Source organism: Pseudomonas graminis (assembly GCF_013201545.1).
Lineage (GTDB): Bacteria > Pseudomonadota > Gammaproteobacteria > Pseudomonadales > Pseudomonadaceae > Aquipseudomonas.
The window spans coordinates 461,033-479,633 of record NZ_CP053746.1 but is presented as its reverse complement, the minus strand read 5'-3'; the positions used below and the strand labels follow the sequence as shown (position 1 = coordinate 479,633).

General features: G+C 62.2%; 19 protein-coding genes and 1 riboswitch. Of the genes, 6 read left to right on the top strand and 13 right to left on the bottom strand.

The genetic code is table 11. The features are described 5' to 3' along the window. Nucleotides 1–6 precede the first annotated feature (6 nt). Genes FX982_RS02235 through FX982_RS02215 form a run of 5 tightly spaced genes read right to left on the bottom strand, consistent with a single transcriptional unit; the run spans nucleotide 7 to nucleotide 4,054 of the window. Nucleotides 7–642, bottom strand: a complete 636-nt coding sequence (locus FX982_RS02235; protein WP_172609486.1) for an urea amidolyase associated protein UAAP2 — start codon at nucleotides 640–642, stop codon at nucleotides 7–9. A gap of 11 nt (nucleotides 643–653) precedes the next feature. Beyond that, nucleotides 654–1,379, bottom strand: a complete 726-nt coding sequence (locus FX982_RS02230; RefSeq protein WP_172609485.1) for an urea amidolyase associated protein UAAP1 — start codon at nucleotides 1,377–1,379, stop codon at nucleotides 654–656. 12 nt (nucleotides 1,380–1,391) lie between these two features. Beyond that, nucleotides 1,392–2,156 carry an ABC transporter ATP-binding protein gene (locus FX982_RS02225; protein WP_172609484.1) on the bottom strand — a complete coding sequence of 255 codons (765 nt, stop codon included), beginning with the start codon at nucleotides 2,154–2,156 and terminating at the stop codon, nucleotides 1,392–1,394. After that, nucleotides 2,153–2,968 (bottom strand): ABC transporter permease, encoded by an 816-nt coding sequence (locus FX982_RS02220; RefSeq protein ID WP_172609483.1) that lies wholly within the window; start codon nucleotides 2,966–2,968, stop codon nucleotides 2,153–2,155. The genes FX982_RS02225 and FX982_RS02220 overlap by 4 nt, the downstream gene beginning before the upstream one ends. An 18-nt stretch (nucleotides 2,969–2,986) precedes the next feature. Next, nucleotides 2,987–4,054 (bottom strand): putative urea ABC transporter substrate-binding protein, encoded by a 1,068-nt coding sequence (locus FX982_RS02215; RefSeq protein WP_172609482.1) that lies wholly within the window; start codon nucleotides 4,052–4,054, stop codon nucleotides 2,987–2,989. Between the two features lie 61 nt (nucleotides 4,055–4,115). Beyond that, nucleotides 4,116–4,217, bottom strand: a riboswitch (guanidine-I (ykkC/yxkD leader). 277 nt (nucleotides 4,218–4,494) lie between these two features. On the opposite strand from FX982_RS02215, the gene FX982_RS24700 reads away from it, so the two are divergent. Then, nucleotides 4,495–5,085 (top strand): hypothetical protein, encoded by a 591-nt coding sequence (locus FX982_RS24700; protein ID WP_172609481.1) that lies wholly within the window; start codon nucleotides 4,495–4,497, stop codon nucleotides 5,083–5,085. Nucleotides 5,086–5,271: 186 nt separating this feature from the next. On the opposite strand, the gene FX982_RS02205 is transcribed toward FX982_RS24700, so the two are convergent. Continuing rightward, nucleotides 5,272–6,384: an enoyl-CoA hydratase/isomerase family protein gene (locus FX982_RS02205; RefSeq protein ID WP_172609480.1), complete on the bottom strand. Its 1,113-nt coding sequence runs from the start codon at nucleotides 6,382–6,384 to the stop codon at nucleotides 5,272–5,274. A 171-nt stretch (nucleotides 6,385–6,555) separates the two neighbouring features. Between FX982_RS02205 and ung the strand changes: the two genes are divergently transcribed. Further along, nucleotides 6,556–7,251 carry a uracil-DNA glycosylase gene (gene ung / locus FX982_RS02200; protein WP_172609479.1) on the top strand — a complete coding sequence of 232 codons (696 nt, stop codon included), beginning with the start codon at nucleotides 6,556–6,558 and terminating at the stop codon, nucleotides 7,249–7,251. A gap of 176 nt (nucleotides 7,252–7,427) precedes the next feature. Here the strand turns inward: ung and FX982_RS02195 are convergent, their stop codons facing one another. From FX982_RS02195 to FX982_RS02180, 4 genes are all read right to left on the bottom strand, one after another. Further along, the gene (locus FX982_RS02195; protein WP_172609478.1) at nucleotides 7,428–8,459 is read right to left on the bottom strand and encodes an AbrB family transcriptional regulator; all 1,032 of its coding nucleotides are present in this window, start codon (nucleotides 8,457–8,459) and stop codon (nucleotides 7,428–7,430) included. After that, the gene (locus tag FX982_RS02190; protein WP_065992418.1) at nucleotides 8,452–9,966 is read right to left on the bottom strand and encodes a tripartite tricarboxylate transporter permease; all 1,515 of its coding nucleotides are present in this window, start codon (nucleotides 9,964–9,966) and stop codon (nucleotides 8,452–8,454) included. Before FX982_RS02190 ends, FX982_RS02195 begins: the two co-directional genes overlap by 8 nt. A 1-nt stretch (nucleotide 9,967) precedes the next feature. Beyond that, nucleotides 9,968–10,426 carry a tripartite tricarboxylate transporter TctB family protein gene (locus tag FX982_RS02185; RefSeq protein ID WP_172609477.1) on the bottom strand — a complete coding sequence of 153 codons (459 nt, stop codon included), beginning with the start codon at nucleotides 10,424–10,426 and terminating at the stop codon, nucleotides 9,968–9,970. Between the two features lie 75 nt (nucleotides 10,427–10,501). After that, on the bottom strand, nucleotides 10,502–11,479 hold the full coding sequence (locus FX982_RS02180; protein ID WP_172609476.1) for a Bug family tripartite tricarboxylate transporter substrate binding protein: 978 nt from the start codon (nucleotides 11,477–11,479) through the stop codon (nucleotides 10,502–10,504). A gap of 472 nt (nucleotides 11,480–11,951) precedes the next feature. Between FX982_RS02180 and FX982_RS02175 the strand changes: the two genes are divergently transcribed. Then, nucleotides 11,952–12,623, top strand: a complete 672-nt coding sequence (locus tag FX982_RS02175; protein WP_172609475.1) for a response regulator — start codon at nucleotides 11,952–11,954, stop codon at nucleotides 12,621–12,623. Next, nucleotides 12,616–14,040, top strand: a complete 1,425-nt coding sequence (locus FX982_RS02170) for a sensor histidine kinase (protein ID WP_122536051.1) — start codon at nucleotides 12,616–12,618, stop codon at nucleotides 14,038–14,040. Before FX982_RS02175 ends, FX982_RS02170 begins: the two co-directional genes overlap by 8 nt. Nucleotides 14,041–14,058: 18 nt before the next feature. Here the strand turns inward: FX982_RS02170 and FX982_RS02165 are convergent, their stop codons facing one another. Further along, a complete protein-coding gene (locus FX982_RS02165) occupies nucleotides 14,059–14,880 on the bottom strand; it encodes an HDOD domain-containing protein (protein ID WP_172609474.1) in 822 nt (273 codons plus the stop codon). A gap of 97 nt (nucleotides 14,881–14,977) precedes the next feature. Next, entirely contained in the window at nucleotides 14,978–15,919 is a 942-nt protein-coding gene (gene ygfZ / locus FX982_RS02160; RefSeq protein WP_172609473.1) for a CAF17-like 4Fe-4S cluster assembly/insertion protein YgfZ, read from the bottom strand. 142 nt (nucleotides 15,920–16,061) lie between these two features. Between ygfZ and FX982_RS02155 the strand changes: the two genes are divergently transcribed. Next, complete coding sequence (locus tag FX982_RS02155; RefSeq protein ID WP_065992433.1) at nucleotides 16,062–16,316, top strand: succinate dehydrogenase assembly factor 2; 255 nt, start codon at nucleotides 16,062–16,064, stop codon at nucleotides 16,314–16,316. Then, the gene (locus FX982_RS02150) at nucleotides 16,300–16,767 is read left to right on the top strand and encodes a protein YgfX (protein WP_172609472.1); all 468 of its coding nucleotides are present in this window, start codon (nucleotides 16,300–16,302) and stop codon (nucleotides 16,765–16,767) included. Before FX982_RS02155 ends, FX982_RS02150 begins: the two co-directional genes overlap by 17 nt. On the opposite strand, the gene nadB is transcribed toward FX982_RS02150, so the two are convergent. After that, nucleotides 16,736–18,352: an L-aspartate oxidase gene (gene nadB / locus FX982_RS02145; protein ID WP_172609471.1), complete on the bottom strand. Its 1,617-nt coding sequence runs from the start codon at nucleotides 18,350–18,352 to the stop codon at nucleotides 16,736–16,738. The genes FX982_RS02150 and nadB overlap by 32 nt on opposite strands. Between the last annotated feature and the right edge of the window lie 249 nt (nucleotides 18,353–18,601).

Genomic DNA, 18,601 nt, shown 5'->3' with positions numbered 1-18,601 from the left:
CAGCCGTCAGTCCCAGACCAGAAGTTCTGCCGGGGTCGGGTTGTAGCCGTTGCACGGGTTGTTCAACTGAGGGCAGTTGGAAATCAGCACGATCACGTCCATCTCGGCGCGCAGTTCGACGTACTTGCCGGCGCCGGAAATGCCGTCCTCGAAGGTCAACCCGCCGTCCGCCGTGACCGGGACGTTCATGAAGAAATTGATGTTCGGACTAATGTCACGCTTGCCCAGCCGGCCATCATGGATGCAGGCGCGCAGGAAGCTGTCGCGGCAGCTGTGCATGTGTTTTTTTTCCAGCGCATAACGCACGGTGTTGCTCTCTTGGGCGCAGGCGCCGCCGAGGGTGTCGTGGCGGCCGCAGGTGTCTTCGACGAGGGTCAGCATCGGCTTGCCCAGGTTCGAATAAAGGACGCTGCCCTTGCTCAGGTAAACGTTGTTCTGGCGGCGCAGCGTGCGCTGCACGTCATAGCGTTCGCGGGGGTTGGCGAGGCTGTAGAACAGCGTGTCGACCGCCTGATTGCCTTCGAGGTCGAGCAGGCGCAGGGTTTGCCCGGCCTTGAGTTCGGTCAACGATGGCTCGCCAGCCGGGATGTGGGTGATGGAAACGGGGGCGTTCGTGTGGCGATGAGAGTGTGCGGTGCTCATGGCAAGCCTCCTCAGGCGAACAGGCGATCAGTGTTGATGAAGCCGCGCACGTTTTCCTCGCGGGACGTGCGGCAGTGCTCGGCGACGCTGGGGTCAGCCTTCATCCAGCTCAGCTTGACCGGCTGCGGTGCGTACTCGGGGTTGGGGTCCATCGGGTGTTGCAGGGCCGTCATCACGATCAGCGTGTCCATCGGCGCGTACAGCTCGATGCTGTCGCCCGCTCTGGAGTTACCAGGGACGAAGGTCAGCGCGCCGTGATCGTCGACGTTGACCCGGCTGAACAGGTTCAGCGTCATCAGCAGGTCGGACAGGCCCAGGCCCCACTTGCCCATCTCCACCAGCAAGTTGTCGGCGCCGTTGCGGAAGAAGCCGTTGCGCAGTTCCTGATAGCGGCCCTGGCCGTATTTCTCGGTGACCTCTTCGGCGCAGAGCACGCCGCCGATGCTGTCGCTCCAGCCGCAGGTGTCGGCGGTGATCGCCGCCAAGACGCGGCCCATGTCCGAATAAAGGCAATGGCCCGCCGTGAGCTTGGCGGTGTGCTGGCACTTGAGGCTGTCGGGCAGGTTGAGACGCTCGGTTTTTTCATGGGCGTTGAACATCGTCAGGCTGACGTTGGCGTTGCCATTCAGGTCGGTCAGGCGCAGCAGTTCGCCGCGCTTGAGCACGAACGACAGGTGGCCACCGCCGGGCAGCAGTTCTTCGGCGAACACGGGAAACAGCGTGGTTGATTCATTCATGGGCAATGTCCTTCAAGCCGTTTTCAGCGAATCGAGCGCTACGCGGGCGGCGCGACGATCGCTGTTCAGGGGAATGTCGTAAGTGATGCGCGCGCCATAGGCGCCGGGGGCGTGGGGGTCGATGCGGACCTTGTCGAACACCAGCAGCCGGGTGCCGAGGTTGAAGCCTTCGGACAGGTCGTGGGTGACCATGAACACCGTCAGTTTTGTCTCGCGCCACAGCTCCAGCAGCAGCGCGTGCATGTCCTTGCGGATGCCGGGATCGAGCGCGCCGAACGGCTCGTCGAGCAGCAGAACCCGAGGCTTCATGATCAACGCCTGGGCGATGGCCAGCCGCTGCTGCATGCCACCCGACAATTGCGTCGGGTACTTATCCAGTGCGTGATCGAGGCCGACCTTGTGCAACAGCGTCGCCGCCTGGTCGCGGGCGTCACGCTTGGCGGCACCGAACAGCCGCCCGAGCAAACCCGAGCGCGGCAATTCAAGGCCCAGGGCAACGTTGTCCAGCACCGACAGGTGCGGGAACACCGAATAGCGCTGGAACACCACGCCACGGGTCGAATCCGGTTCCTTCGCCAGCGGCTGACCGTCCAGCTGAATCGTGCCTTTGCTGGCGACTTCCTGGCCGAGCAGCAGGCGCAGGAAGGTCGATTTGCCGCAGCCCGACGCGCCCACCAGGGTGCAGAACTCGCCTTCGGCAATGCTCAGGTTCAGGCCTTCGAGCACCACCTGATCGCCGTATTGCTGCCAGACGTTTTTGACCGAAATAAAGCTCATGGGCGCGCGCCCTCGTACCACGGGAACGCCTTGCGGGTGAGGGCTTTCAGGCCCCAGTCCATCAGCCAGGCGAGGAGGGTGATCCACACCACGTAAGGCAGAATCATGTCCATCGCCAGATAGCGCCGCACCAGAAAGATCCGGTAACCCAGACCGTCAGTGGAGGCGATGGCCTCGGCCGCGATCAGAAACAGCCACGCCGACCCCAGCACCAGCCGCAGCGAGATCAACAGGCGCGGCAGCAATTGCGGCAGCACCACCCGCAGGATCAGCGTCCAGGTCGAGGCGCCCAGGGTTTGCGCCTTGATCAGCAGCTCGACCGGTATCTCCCGGGCGCGCTGCTCCAGGTCACGGGCCAGCACCGGCGTGATGCCGATGACGATGAGCATCACCTTCGACAGCTCGCCCAGACCAAAGACGATGAACAGGATCGGCAGAATCGCCAGCGGCGGCACCATCGACAGCACGGTCAGCAGCGGCGACAGTGGCGCGCTGAACAACGGCAGTACTCCCGAAGCAATGCCCAGGCACAACCCGACCACGGCGCTGATCGCCAGCCCGATTGCCAGTCGCTTGAGACTGGCCCCGGTGTCCTGCCAGAGGATGTATTCGCCGGTGCGTTGATCGGGCACGAACGCCACCCGTTTGATCGCATCGGTCATCTGCACGGCGCTGGGCAGCAGCTTGTCGTTGGGGTTTTCCGTCAGCCGTGTCGCCGAGCCCGTGAAATAGGCGAACAGCAACAGGGCGAACGGCAGGAGCACCAGGATCAGGCGACTGGCGCGATCCGGGCGGCGGTTTATCAAACGCATGGCAAAGACCTTTGGTTTTTACAGCGTGCCGTCGGCAGCCATCTGCACGTAGCTCGTGTCGAAGTGCAGCTTGAGGTTGGCCTTGTCGCCATCGGTGACGCTGTTGGCGAAGGTCATGCCGACGGCGCTGGCGTCTTTGGCGCCTTCGCCGAGCAGGCCGTGGTCGAAGGAGAAGTCCGCGACCTTGCGCATGGTCATCGGCAGTTGCTTGCTGGTGGCAAACTCCAGCGCCTCTTTAGGGGTGGCGAACAGCCTGGTGGTATCCAGTTGCGCCTGGAAGCCGGCCAGATCGGTGCCCGACGCCTGGGCCATGTGCTCCAGCGCGGCTTTGGATTCGGCGGACTTGGCGTTCATCAGCGCCACCACTTCAAACCACGCGCCGGTCAGGGCTTTGCCCAAGGCCGGGTTGTCCTTCAGGGTTTGGGTGTTGACCACCATCATGTCCATGATCTCGCCAGGGATCTTGCTGGAGTCGAACACTTCGGTGACGCCGGGCTTGGCCTTGATCTCCGAGAGCATCGGGTTCCAGGTGGTGACGGCCTTGACCTCGCTGGTGTTGAAAGCGGCGGCGATGTCAGCGTCGGAGGTGTTGACGACTTTCAGGTCTTTCTCGGTCAGGTCCACCGAGTCTAGGGCGCGGGCGAGGAGGTAGTGGGACACCGACAGCTCGACCAGATTGACGTCCATGCCCTTGAGGTCGGTGACTTTCTTGCCCTCGCCCTTGAGGACGATGCCGTCGTTGCCGTTGGAGAAATCGCTGACCACCAGCGCGGTGCTTTCAACGCCGCCGGCGGCAGGAATGGTGAGGGCGTCCATGTTGGTCATGGTGCAACCGTCGAACTGGCCGGCGGTGTACTGGTTGATGGATTCGACGTAGTCGTTGAGCTGCGTGACTTCGATGTGGATGCCGTACTTCTTGGCCCACTTGTCGACGATGCCTTGAGTCCCTGCGTATTCCCATGGCATCCAGCCGGCATAAATGGTCCAGCAGACGTCGAAATCTTTCTTCGGGGCAGCGGTGGCCGAGAGGCTCATTGCGGCGAAGACGCCTGCGGTGAGCAGGCTGAACAGACGGGACTTTTGCATTGGGGGTGTCTCCAGTAGCGAAAAGGGACGGTCAGGAGCACGGCGACACCACTGGTGTCCTGTCTCCCGGGCTTTTATCCCGCCGTGTAACCTCTACTGGAGGTCGCCAACTCTCGGACCAGCCACTCGCTTGACGCGAGCCGGAACCCTAGTCGGCTATTGCAAATTGTGGTGCCGCGAACCTGAGGTGACTCCTGCACAAGCTCCCTCAAGCGAGAGTTGTGCCAAGTTGCCCAAACCCATGTCGCGCCTGAGCCGCGCGGGCACAGGTCGTTTGACGAAGGACAAGACGTGCACTGATGCAGGGCGCCGTCTGGCGGCTGGGGACCGCGGTGGGGCACTCGCTCATGATTCAAGAGTCTGAGTTAGCGTTCTCGGCAGTTTCGGGAACGCCGACCAGCGCCGCTGGTTCGAGCTCTACCGCGGTCCGGGAGGCCGCCATGTATCGACGATTGCTTACCGCTTTGATGACGTTGTCCCTGGCAGGTTGTTACGGAGGTTATTACGAATCAGAAAGCTACACGCAGCCGATCTATAGCAGTGGCTACAGCAGTGGTTACGTGTACGAGAGTTACCGTCCGGTCGCTCCGGTGTATTCCGCAGGAGCGGTGTATTACTCCTCGCCGCGTTATTACTCGGCGCCTCGCTACTATGCGCCCCCTCCACGTTATTACGCTCCGCCGCCCCGTTATTACGGGCCTGGCTACGGACGCCCCGGTTATGGACGCCCTGATTACGGCGGTCGCCCGGGTTATGGCGGCGGCAACTGGAATGGCGGCGGGTACCACGGCGGGGGTGGCTACAACGGCGGCGGTTATCACGGCGGCGGCAATGGTTATCGCCCTCCGCCTCCAGGTCCGCGACCCGGAGGCGGAAATGGCCCTGGCCCCGGTGGTGGCTGGCATGACAATCCCGGCGGTGGCGGTGGCGGCGGACCACGTCCCGGCTTTGGACCCGGCGGCGGTGGCCACCGGGGAGATGGCGGTTTCGGTCGTGGTGGTCACGGCGGACCGGGCGGCGGCAACCGCTGAGTTACAAAACGGCGCTCCGAGGAGCGCCGTTTTTTTATGGGAAGGATCTCACGGTTGAGGTGTATCACCTGACGCTTTCCAGGCTAAAGCCGGTCCCACAAGGGGTAAGCATTTCCAATAGTGGGACCGGCTTTAGCCGGGAAGAGGCCCGTTTGAACACCATCCAGGCAGGCATGAATTAAAGCCTCAATACTCCGACAAATCCGCCAACGGGTGCCGTCCTTCCCAGGCCTTCTCGAAGTGCGCGTCCACCACCGCCAGCGGAATGGTGGCGATGTCCTGCCAATGCCAGTGAGGCTTTTGGTCCTTATCGATCAGCCGAGCGCGAACACCCTCAGCGAACTCGGGATGTCGGCAGCAGTTGAGCGCCATGGTGTATTCCATCTGAAACACCTCGGCCAGCGACAGATGCCGCGCCCGTTCGATCTGCTCCCACACCAGATGCGCGGTCATCGGGCAGCCGTCGGTCAGGGTTTTCGCCGCCTTGGCCAATGACAGGTCATCGCCATTCAGGTGATGTTTCAACGCACTCCAGGCACTCGGTGCGTCGGCCACGTCCAGCAACTCATCAAGGCTCTCGCGCCGAGGCAGCCATTGCGCGGCGGGCATCTGATCCACCGCCTCCAGTTGCAGCGCCCGGAACAGGCTGGTCAGTTGCACCTTCGTCTGTTCCTGCCAGTTGAGTTGCAGCAGCCGGTCGATCATTTCCTCCTGCTGGTCGTCCAGCAGAAAGCGATCAGCGAGCCCGAGGTCCAGCGCGTCATGGCCGTTGATGTGCGCGCCGGTCAATCCCAGGAACAGCCCCAATTTGCCCGGCAGTCGCGACAGGAACCAGCTGGCGCCGACGTCAGGAAACAGGCCGATGCTGATTTCCGGCATCGCCAGCCGGCTGCTTGGCGTGACGACGCGGATGCTCGCCCCCTGCAGAAGGCCCATGCCGCCGCCCAGCACATAGCCGTGGCCCCAGCAGATCAGCGGTTTGGGATAGGTGTGCAGCGTATAATCCAGTCGATATTCCGCGGCGAAAAACTGCGCAGCCAGGGGCGGGACCGTGCCCGGCTGACCGCGCCCGGCCTCGACCAGCGCACGCACGTCGCCACCGGCGCAGAAGGCTTTTTCGCCATTGCCGCGCAGCAATACGCAGACGATTTGCGGGTCGCTGGCCCACTCATCAAGGCGGTCCTGCAACGCGAGAATCATCGGCAGCGACAGGGCATTCAGGGATTTTTCCGCATCCAGCGTGGCAATGCCCAGGCGGGCGCCGTCGGTGGCGGTGAGCTCTTCAAATTGCAGATTCATCGTGACCTCTTGTCAGTGGTACGGGGATCTATCGAGAGTTGTGAGTCCCCTCGACGCCCGGAAGTTGCAAACCGGCGGCTGTGAACGAGTGTAGGAACATCTGACGGCGCCGCGCTGGAAATAATCAGCCACAGTCCCTAAAGTTGCGCATTGTTTCTGCCGGATCACACCATGACAAACGACGACCGTATCAAACTGGAGGCCAGCTGGAAGCAGGCCCTGCGCGACGAGTTCGAGAAGCCTTACATGGGCGAGCTGCGCGACTTTCTGCGTCAGGAGCATGCGGCGGGGAAGGAAATCTACCCGCCGGGGCCGCTGATCTTCAATGCGCTGAACTCGACGCCGCTGGATAACGTGAAAGTGGTCATCCTGGGTCAGGATCCTTATCACGGCCCCAATCAGGCCCACGGCCTCTGCTTCTCGGTGCAACCAGGCGTGCCGGCGCCGCCTTCGCTGGTCAACATCTACAAAGAACTCAAGCGTGACCTGAACATCGACATCCCCAATCACGGCTATCTGCAATCCTGGGCCGATCAGGGCGTTCTGATGCTCAACACCACGCTCACTGTCGAGCGCGCCAACGCCGCTTCCCATGCCGGCAAAGGCTGGCAGCACTTCACCGACAAGATCATCGAAACCGTCAGCGCTCATCAGCCGCACTTGGTATTCCTGCTGTGGGGCGCCCATGCGCAGAGCAAGAAAAAACTGATCGATGCCTCCAAGCACCTGATCCTGACCGCCGTGCACCCGTCGCCGCTGTCGGCCTACAAAGGGTTTCTCGGCTGCGGGCATTTTGGTCTGGCGAACAAGTTTCTGGAGCAGAACGGCCTGGCGCCGATCGAGTGGCGATTGCCGCCTGTTGTCTGACACACCACACCCTGTGGGAGTGACCGGGGTGGCGTTCCACCTTGCTCACGAAGACGGCATTTCAACCGCTGAAGCTGTAGCGGATGTATTAGCCTTTTCGCTAGCAAGCTCGCTCCCACAAGTTGTGTGCTCGCAGGCAGCTCTGCGGTAGTGCCATGTTTGATGAGAGCGAGGCCTCAACCCAGCCGTCGATCCCAATACCGAAACAACGGCTCGGCCAGGAACAACACAAACAACAACCGCATCACTTGCATCGCCGTCACCAGTGGCACCGACAGTTGCAGCACCTCCGCCGTCAGGCTCATTTCTGCGATCCCCCCCGGCATCATCCCCAGCGTCAACGAGCGTAAATCCAGATGAGTCAGCGTGCTCAAGCCCAGTGCGCACAACGCCGCGATGCTCATGGTCAGCGTTGTCCCCAGCAGCGTGCGACCGATAAACGACGGCGCACGACGAAAGAACGCGCGGTTGAAGTGGCAACCCAGACCGCTGCCGATCAGCCATTGCCCCAACTGACTGCCACCCTGGGGCAGGCCGATGTGCAAATCGAAACTGACGCTGATGACCGCGCTGATCAGCAACGGCCCGAATAACCACGGATTAGGCTGTTTCAACCGCTCCCAGCCCCAGGCCACCAACGCACCCAGCGGAAACAGCAGCATCAGCCACCGCCAATCCACCACCGTCGCGTGGGAAGGCGGGCCGCCGTCGCCCATCAGGTATTTGAAGATCGCCGGCACGCACAGCACCACCGCCAGCACCCGCAGACTCTGCCCGGCGGCGACGTTGCTGAGAATCGCGCCGTTGCGTGCGCCGAGGTTGACCATCTCTCCCGAGCCGCCGGGCATGCTGGAAAAGAACGCCGTGGCGCGGTCTTCGCCGGTGCGCAGCATCAGCCACACGCCGACCACGCTGGAAACGCTGGTCACCAGTGCGCCGATAAAGATCAGGCCGAAGTGGGAGAGGACTTGTTCGATGACGACGGGGGTGAAGTGCAGGCCGATGCCGATGCCGACCACCCATTGGCCGCATTTGCGGCCGCCGGGGATTTCAGCCAGCTGCCAGGGCGTGAGACAGCGCACCAGGATGATTGCCAGCAACGAGCCGACCATCCAGGGCAGTGGCCAGCCGACCTGACTGGCGAGAAATCCCCCCAGCAGGCCAACCAGCGGTGTTCCCCACCACGTACTGAAGGGTCGATCAGACATCGGCCAGCGCGCGACGCTGCCTGGAGCGCTTGCGCCAGATGCGGATCAGCGGGAACACCAGCATGAATGCCGTCACTACCCACATGCCCAGGGTGATCGGGCTGGACCACAGAATCTCCAGCCCGCCATTGGAAATCGACAACGCGCGGCGCAGGTTCTGCTCCATCAGCCCGCCAAGGATGAACCCCAGCAGAATCGGCGACAGCGGGAAATCCAGCTTGCGCAGGATGTAGCCGAAGATGCCGATGCCGACCATCAGGAACAGGTCGAAGGTAGTGGCGTGCACTGCGTAGACGCCGATCCCGGTGATGATCGCGATCACCGGCACCAGTGCCCAGTTCGGCACCGAGAGGATGCGGGTGAAGATGCGGATCATCGGGATGTTGAGGATCACCAGCATGATGTTGGCGACGAACAACGACGCGATCAGGCCCCAGACGATGTCCGGTTGCTGTTGAAACAACAGCGGTCCCGGCGTGATGTTGTACAGCGACAGGGCGCCGATCATCACCGCCGTGGTACCCGAACCCGGCACGCCCAGGGTCAGCATCGGCACCAGTGCGCCGCAGGCCGTCGCGCCAATGGCGGTTTCCGGCGCAGCCAGACCGCGCATGTCGCCCTGTCCGAACTTGCCACTTGCGCCGGCGATGCGTTTCTCGGACATGTAGGTCACGGCGCTGGCCAGCGTCGCGCCCGCACCGGGCAACACGCCCATGATGAAGCCCATCAGACCGCAACGGATGTTCACCCAGAAGACCGAACTGGCCTCCTTGAAATTAAACATCATGCGCCCGGTGGCTTTCACCGCTTCCTGCCCGCGGTGGGTTTTCTCCAGCAGCAACAGAATTTCACTGATCGAGAACAGACCCAGCACCAGCACGACGAACTGAATGCCGTCAGCCAGATGGATGTTGTCGCCGGTGAAACGGTACACGCCGCTGTTGGCATCGATACCGATGCTCGACAGAAACAGCCCGATCAGCGCAGCGACAAAGGTCTTCAGCGGCCTATCACCGGCCATGCCACCCAGGCAAACAATGGCGAACACCATCAGCACGAAGTATTCCGCCGGGCCGAAGGCAATTGCCCATTTCGCCAGCAGCGGCGCGAACATGACCATCCCGCAGGTGGCGATGAACGCGCCAATGAACGAACTCCACGCCGACAGCGACAACGCCACGCCGGCCATGCCCTGACGCGCCATCGGGTAGCCGTCCAGCGCTGTCATCACAGTCGATGCTTCGCCCGGAATGTTGAGCAGAATGGAGCTGATGCGGCCGCCGTATTCACAGCCCAGATACACCGCCGCCAGCAGAATCAACGCCGACTCCGGCGGCAGGCCCAACGCGAACGCAATGGGGATCAACAGCGCCACGCCATTGATCGGGCCCAGCCCGGGCAGCAGGCCGACGACGGTGCCGATCAGCGTGCCGGACAGCGCGGTGATCAAGTTGTAAGGGGTCAGCGCGACGCCGAAGCCCTGGCCGAGATAGCCGAGAGTGTCCATATCAATTCTCCAGAACGTCGAGCAGGCCGAGGGGCAGGGGCACATCCATCACTTTGTCGAACAGCACGTACAGCGCGATGCTCATGAAGGTGATGATCACGACACTCGGCAGCCAGCGGCCGCCGTACAAGCGCGCCATGGGAATGCCGATCAGGATGCTGCTCAATACAAAGCCCAGCGGCTCGAACAGCCCGGCGAACACCAGCAACAGCAGGGTACAGATACCGATCTTGATCAGCGTCGGACGGTCCAGCGCCGGTTCTTCCTCCGAATGCACGATCGGCGTCGGACGGATCGCCATGTACAGCAGCGAAATACCCATCAGCGCCAGCATCAGCAGCGGGAAGGCGCGGGGGCCGACGGGTTCGTAGGAAAACGGCGCCTGATAAGGCCAGGCCATCATTGCCAGACCGATGCAGACCAGCAGCAGCACGACAGCGAAAAGTCGTTGTATCACCATGGAAAACTCCCGGATCACGCCACCGCGCAGGCGGCGCAATCCTCAGTCAATCGAAGACCGGTCGATGCAGTTCAGTCACTGAATCAGGCCGAATTCCTTGGCCAGCGTCTTGTACTCGGCGACGCGGGTTTTCACATATTTGTCCAGCTCTTCACCGGTCATGGCGAACGGGAACAGCTCACGCTGATCGCGCAGCTTGGCGAAGTCTTCCGAGGCCAGCAGCTTGTCGAAGGCCGCTTTCCACCAGTTGTAGTCCTCGTCCGACACCTTTGGCCCCAGATAGAAACCGCGCACCACCGGCCAGACGATGTCGTAGCCTTGTTCTTTGGCGGTCGGGATGTTCTTCATTTCCGGCTCGTCCAGACGCTCTTCGGAGAACACCGCCAGCAGGCGCATGTCGCCGCTGAGGATGTGCGGCATGGAGTCGGAAATGTCGGTGGAGCCCACTTGAATGTGGCCGCCGAGCAGGGCAGTGGCGATTTCACCACCGCCTTCCAGGGCGACGTAACGCAGTTCGCGCGGGTTGATTCCGGCAGCCTTGGCGATCAGCGCGGTCTGCATCCAGTCCTGGCTGCCCACGGTGCCGCCGGAGCCGATGACCACTTTGCCCGGGTCGGCTTTCAGGGCTTTAACGAGATCGTCGAGGTTCTTGTAGGGCGAATCAGCCTTGACAGCGATCGCGCCGTAGCTGGTGCCGACGGCGGCCAGCCAGCGCACGGCGTTCTCGTCGAAACGGCCGAACTTGCCCTGGGCCAGGTTCAACAACGAACCGCTGGACCAGGCCACCAGTGTGCCGGCGTCGGCCGGGCGCTGAGCGACCACCGCGTTGTACGCCACGGCGCCGACGCCGCCCGGCATGTAGGTGACGCGCATCGGTTTGGAGAGGATCTTCTCGTTGATCAGCGCGCTTTGCGCCAGCTTGCAGGTCAGGTCGAAGCCGCCGCCGGGCGAGGCCGGCGCGATGCATTCAGGACGATTGGGCTCGGCCCACAATTGGGTGGCCATCAGCAGGCAGCTGGCGGCAACGCTGATATGGCGCAACGATAGGTTCATGGTCCGTCTCCAGAGGAGTTGTTGTTTTAATGGGGCAGGCAGTCGTACGTTCGTCAGGCAGTCGTCTCATGACCTCGCGAAAGGGTCGGCCGACAAGATGCGGACGTGACGAAACACCGCGCAACAGGGCTGCGAGGTGAACAGTAAACACAACGGGATTCAGGCGGCACGAGGGCCGAGGGTTGCAGTGAGGGCATCACTGATGACTCCGATATTGTTTTTATTGTTGAAAACGCATCAAGGCGTTTTTCGTCACGACCCTGGCATCAGCAGCGTCACGCAAGACGCAATCGTGACAAGTCGTGACGGGATCCTAATCAGCGAAGCTTTCATCAACCTTTCAACTACCTTTCAGAAAGCGTTCACCTGATCCGCTTCCAGATCGGAGGCTGGCTTTCCCGCGCACCGGGCCTTCCCTGACGGCGGCGCGCCTGTAAACTCCGCCCATAAAATGCTCACTCGGGAGAAGTCGATGCGTGTCCTGCTCGTCGAAGATCATCTGCAACTGGCTGAAAGTGTCGCGCTGGCGCTCAAGAGCAGCGGCCTGACCGTTGACGTTCTGCACGACGGCGTTGCAGCTGATCTGGCCCTGAGCAGCGAAGACTATGCCGCGGTGGTGCTCGATGTCGGCCTGCCGCGCATGGACGGTTTCGAGGTGCTGGCACGTCTGCGGGCGCGGGGCAAGAACACTCCGGTGCTGATGCTGACTGCCCGCAGCGACGTCAAGGACAGGGTCCACGGCCTGAACCTCGGCGCCGATGACTACCTGGCCAAACCCTTTGAACTGTCGGAGCTGGAAGCTCGGGTCAAGGCGTTGCTGCGCCGCAGCGTGCTCGGAGGCGAACGCCAGCAACGCTGCGGCGAGCTGGTCTACGACCTCGACACCCGAAGGTTCACACTCTGTGAAGAACTGCTCACCCTGACCTCCCGAGAACAATCGGTGCTCGAATCACTGATCGCCCGGCCCGGTCGGGTCATGAGCAAGGAACAACTGGCCGCGCAAGTGTTTGGTCTGGACGAAGAGGCCAGCTCCGACGCTATCGAAATCTACGTGCACCGCCTGCGCAAGAAGCTGGACGGGCACCCGATCGCGATCGTGACGTTCCGGGGCCTCGGTTACCTGCTGGAAAGCCGCGATGCTTAATCCGTTTCCCGCAGCCGAAAACAGCCTGCGCTGGCGCTTGCTGTGGAACCTGGGATTACTGCTGGTGGTGCTGATGATCGCCAGCGGCATGAGCGCCTACTGGAACGGGCGCGAAGCGGCAGACACCGCCTACGATCGCACCTTGCTGGCCTCGGCGCGGACCATCGCCGCCGGGTTGTCGGAACACGACGGCACCCTCAGCGCCGACGTGCCCTATGTGGCCCTGGACACCTTCGCCTACGACAGCGCCGGGCGCATTTACTACCAGGTCAACGACATCGATCAAAAGCTCATTTCGGGCTACGAAAACATCCCCGCGCCGCCGCCAGGGACGCCGCGCACCGACGCTTATCCGGCCCTCGCCAAGTTCTACAGCGGCCGTTATCAGGGCCAGGACGTGCGCGTGGTCAGCCTGCTCAAGGCCGTCAGCGAACCGAACATGAACGGCATGGCCGAGATTCGCGTCGCCGAAACCGAAGAAGCCCGGGTGGACATGGCCCAGGCGCTGATGGCCGATACGCTGCTGCGGCTGGGCATGCTGGGCGGCGGCGCGTTGCTGCTGGTCTGGTTCACCGTCAGCGCCGCCTTGCGACCCCTGGATCGCCTGCGCACGGCGGTGGAAGAACGCCAGCCTGACGATTTGCGCTCGCTGCCGCTGGTCGAGGTTCAGCACGAGTTGCGCCCGCTGGTCAGCTCGCTCAACCACTTCACCGAAAGGCTGCGCATGCAGTTCGAGCGTCAGGCGCAATTTATCGCCGACGCGGCCCATGAGTTGCGAACGCCGCTGGCGGCATTGAAAGCGCGACTGGAGCTGGGTCTGCGAGACCACGAGCCTGCGGCGTGGCGCAACACCCTCGAAAGCGCCGCCTCCGGCACCGACAAGCTGACCCATCTGGCCAACCAGTTGTTGTCGCTGGCGCGCATCGAGAATGGCGCGCGGGCCATCGCCGAAGGTGGGGCGCAGTTGCTCGACCTCAGCCAACTGGCCCGTGAACTGGGCATGGCCATGGCGCCGCTGGCCCACGCCCGGGGTGTGGCATTGGCGCTGGAAGCGGACGAACCGGTGTGGATGCGCGGCGAACCCACGTTGCTCAACGAACTGCTGAGCAATCTGGTGGATAACGCCCTGGCCCACACCCCGGCGGGCGGCAATGTGATTCTGCGTGTCCATGCCCCCTGCGTGCTTGAAGTCGAGGACGACGGCCCCGGCATCCCGGCCCACGAGCGTGATCGGGTGTTCGAGCGCTTCTACCGGCGCAATCAGCAGAGCAAGGGTTCGGGCCTGGGGTTGGCGATTGTGGGAGAAATCTGCAGGGCACATTTGGCGCGCATCACCTTGCACGACGGCGCACAACGGGGCTTGAAAGTAAGGGTGAGCTTTATGGTGCCGGAGTCGGGACTGGTGGGGCTGGTTTGACCGGGCAGGCCATAGCGATCAGTACAGCAGCGTCATCGCCTCGTTCATCTCATTGATAAGCCCGCCGTCGGCCATGTTCAGGCCCAGTTGCGCTACCGCCGGCACGGACTTGAAGCTCAGGTTCGGGTAAGGCGTGCCGTTCATTTCATGAATATGAATCGTCGCGACCTGCACCAGGTCAACGTAGTCAGCCTGACCCGAGACACGGCTGAAACTCTGGAATTCCCGAGGCACGATCGCCAGGGCATCCGGGAAATCCCATGACCGCAGCAGCCTCTCACCGATGATCGGATGAATCCGTTCAATGACGTGATTGAGGCTGATAGGGTCGGAAAGCAACTCGTAGTTGTCCTCGGCGTAGGTCAGGATCGGCAGCACACCAATGAGGTGAATGAGCCCGGCCAGCGTGGCCCTGTCGGCCTTCAGTCGTGTGCTGCGGTAGCTCAGGACATTACAGACCCCGGCCACCTGCATGCTGAGTTTCCAGATGTCGCGCATCTTGGCTTCGATGACGGCGGACTTGGCGTGAAACATCTGCTCCACCACCAGCCCGATGGCCAGGTTACTGCTGTAGTTCACGCCCAGACGTCGAACTGCGGTCAGCACGTCGCTGACTTCAAAGTTGGGCCGCAGCAGGGGGCTGTTGACGACTTTGATCAGGCGGGCGGAAAGCGCCGTGTCGCTGCCAATGACTTTGCTCAGCGCAGCAATGGAGATTTCCGAGTCTTCCGCCGCCAGGCGAATCCTCAGCGCGACTTCCGGGAGAGTTGGCAGAAACAGAGCATCCTTGTCGATCGCCTTGATCAGATCCCTCTGCACTTCGTCAGCCATGCTACTCATATTGGATCTCTGGACATTGCATTCCGGCCAACGGCCGTCCGCTCGGGATTACGGCGATGGCAACCACGCTGACGTTTTGCACATGCTTCAACCGGGTTCAACGCTGGGTTTCGAGTTTCGCGTCGAGCGTGTATGGCAATTCACCTAGTTGCAGGTTCGGGCCATCTGGCGCGCCAAGATGGATTTGACCATCTTCCGCCGCATCCGCCTGTACAACCGCCAGCACCTCGATCCCGACATCAGACCGGGCCGCGATCACAACGTTGCCTACTGCACTCGAATGTACGGGCGAAAACAATGCAACACCCGGCTCAGGCACTTCGCTGTCGCCCATAGTCAGGCGGTACAGCCGGCGTTTCAGCTTGCCGAGGTATTGCATCCGCGCCACGATTTCCTGGCCGGTGTAGCAACCTTTCTTGAAGCTCACCCCGCCCACGGCTTGCAGGTTGATCATCTGCGGAATCAATTCTTCACGGGTCTGCCCGAACACCTGGCCAATGCCGGCGCGGATCTGCCCCAGCAGCCAGTCGTTGAGGGGCGCTTGCGGCACGTGGGCGATCAGGCGGCTGCGCACGTCATCGGCCTGTTCGGCACGTACCCACAATTCGGCGCGGGCAGGGGAGACGCGAATGGCAATCAGGTCATTGGCGCGGACGACCGAGTCGGTCTCCTGCGCAAGATCAAGGCCCAGGCTGACCAGCGCGCCGTCGCCGTCTTGCAAGCCGAATCGCACCCAGGATGCGCTTTCGTCGGTCAATTTGGATTTGGAGAAGACGGCGTACTTCTTCAGATCCAGCAATTGCGCGTCGATCAGCTCGCTGGCCATTGCCAGCAATATGCCGTCGCCCTCAAGCAGGATGCGAAAGCTGGACTGCATGCGGCCTTTTTGGGTGCAGCGCGCCCCGAGGGTAGCCTTGGCTTCGCTGAGGTAGTCGATGTTGCAAGTCAGTTGGCCTTGCAGGAACTTGCCGGCATCCACGCCGCGAACGGCGAGCACACCTTCATGGGACAGGGGGCAGAAAAATGCTGGAACGGCCATGAGTCATCGCAGGGTAGAAGTCTGGGGCACCATCATAGTGCCGCGTGTCGCTAATGGGTATACGCAAAAAGCTGCGACTAACTGCAAGTACGCCCCGAGACGATGCGCCTGTATACTCGCCGGCAAATTCGAGGAGCCCTCCATGGTCGAAGATGTTGAACTCAATCGCCTCTTTTGGCACAGCCGTCGCGGCATGCTCGAGCTGGACGTGTTACTGGTGCCATTCGTCAAAGAAGTCTATCCGACGCTCAACCAGGTCGATCGAGACCTCTATGTCCGCCTGCTGACCTGCGAAGACCAGGACATGTTCGGCTGGTTCATGCAGCGCGCGGAGTCTGAAGACCCGGAGCTGCAGCGCATGGTTCGGATGATTCTGGACCGTGTCCAGCCGAAGTGATCGTTTCGAATGCCGTTGGCAAGCCTCCCGGGCGCTGCTGACGGCGTACCTCGTCACGCAAATCGTTGCGCTGACGTCGATAGTCCTCCTGTCAGTGCCCCTGTGGACCAAAGCCATCGGCATCCTGCTGTGCGCTTTGCATGCATCACGTCGCCTTCGCCCATCCATTCTGCTTGATCAGCCGCAGTCATCCACGGGGCTGCGGCGTGACAGCAGCGGATGGGCGTTGTGGAGTGAGGAGGGCGGCTGGCAACCGGTGCAGCTACGCCCGGACAGCCTGGCGCTGCCGCACATGGTCGTGCTGCGTTTCCGGGTGCCGACGGGCCACTGGCTGAGCCGTGTGTGGGTGCGAAGCCTGTGCATCCCGGCAGACGCCATGACGCCGGACAGCCACCGACGCCTGCGTTTGCGCCTGAAGTTCAGCCGGCGAAGGTGGGCGGCACCAGAATAGTGTCCAGCGCTTCGGGCAACATATCCGGGTAATCCAGCGTGTAATGCAGCCCCCGGCTCTCCTTGCGCGCCATCGCCGACGCGATCATCAGCTCTGCGACCTGGGCCAGGTTGCGCAACTCGATCAGATCGCGGCTGACCTTATAGTTGCTGTAAAACTCGTCGATCTCGTCCAGCAACAGCCGCACCCGATGCTGGGCGCGCTGCAGACGCTTGTTGGTACGCACAATCCCCACGTAGTCCCACATGAACCGACGCAGCTCATCCCAGTTGTGGGCAATGATCACGTCTTCGTCGGAATCGGTTACCTGACTCGAATCCCATGCCGGCAGGTTTTGCGGCTGCGGGACGTGCTCGAGCTGAGTCACGATGTCCGCCGCTGCCGAGCGGGCGTACACGAAGCATTCCAGCAGGGAGTTGCTGGCCATGCGATTGGCACCGTGCAGGCCTGTGAAACTGGTCTCGCCGATGGCGTAAAGCCCGGGCACATCGGTGCGGCCCTGCTGATCAACCACAACGCCACCACAGGTGTAGTGGGCGGCCGGGACCACGGGAATCGGTTGACGCGTGATGTCGATGCCGAATGTCAGGCAGCGTTCGTACACGGTTGGGAAGTGCCCTTTGATGAAGTCTTCGGGCTTGTGGCTGATGTCCAGAAACACGCAGTCGGCGCCCAGGCGTTTCATCTCGTGGTCAATGGCGCGGGCAACGATGTCGCGGGGCGCGAGCTCGGCCCGTGGGTCAAAACGCTGCATGAAGCGCTCGCCATTGGGCAGCTTCAGGTAAGCGCCTTCGCCGCGCAGGGCCTCGGTAATCAGAAAACTCTTGGCTTGCGGGTGGTACAGGCAGGTGGGGTGGAACTGGTTGAATTCCAGGTTGCCCACCCGGCAGCCTGAGCGCCAGGCCATCGCTATGCCGTCGCCGCAAGCGCCGTCGGGATTGCTGGTGTACAGATAAACTTTTGCCGCGCCGCCGGACGCCAGAATGGTGAAACGCGCGCTGTGGGTGTCGACTTCGCCCGTCGAACGATCCAGCACATAGGCGCCCAGGCAACGCTGACCTTCCAGGCCCAGCCGCGATTCGGTGATGAGATCGACCGCCACGCGCTGTTCCAGCAATTCGATATTGGGACGGGACCTGGCCTGCGCCAGCAACGTGCGAAAGATCGCCGCGCCGGTGGCATCGGCGGCGTGAATGATCCGGCGGTGGCTATGCCCGCCCTCGCGCGTCAGGTGGAACTCGAAGCCGCCGTCTACCACGGTGGATGGATCATCCCGGGTAAACGGAACGCCCAAGTCGATCAGCCACTGGATGGCCTCGCGGCTGTGCTCCACTGTAAAGCGTACCGCGTCTTCTCTGCACAGGCCGCCGCCCGCATTGAGGGTGTCTTCGACGTGGGACTGAACAGTGTCTGCGTCATCCAGCACCGCCGCAACGCCACCCTGGGCCCAGAAGGTCGAGCCGTTCGCCAGATCGCCTTTGCTGAGAACCGCCACGCGCAGATGCCCGGGCAATGTCAGCGCAAGGCTCAAACCGGCTGCACCGGAGCCTATTACCAATACGTCGTGCTGGAAATGCTGACTCATCTCGGTCCCGGCGTCTAAATGGCCACTAGTATAAGCAAGGGTGGAACGGCACAATAGCCGCGCTTTATGGCAAGGGTAGATCGCGGTGGTAGCGAAGTGTGCGCCACCCTGCGACGTCCTGCACCCCGTTTGATGGATGCGATCTTTCCTACAGCTTCATTCGGATTGAGTCCTACAGCTGATGGGGTGCGGGTCCTACGCCCAAAGGTGAGCGATGGGAACTTTTCATGAACCCGTACGTTCAATAGT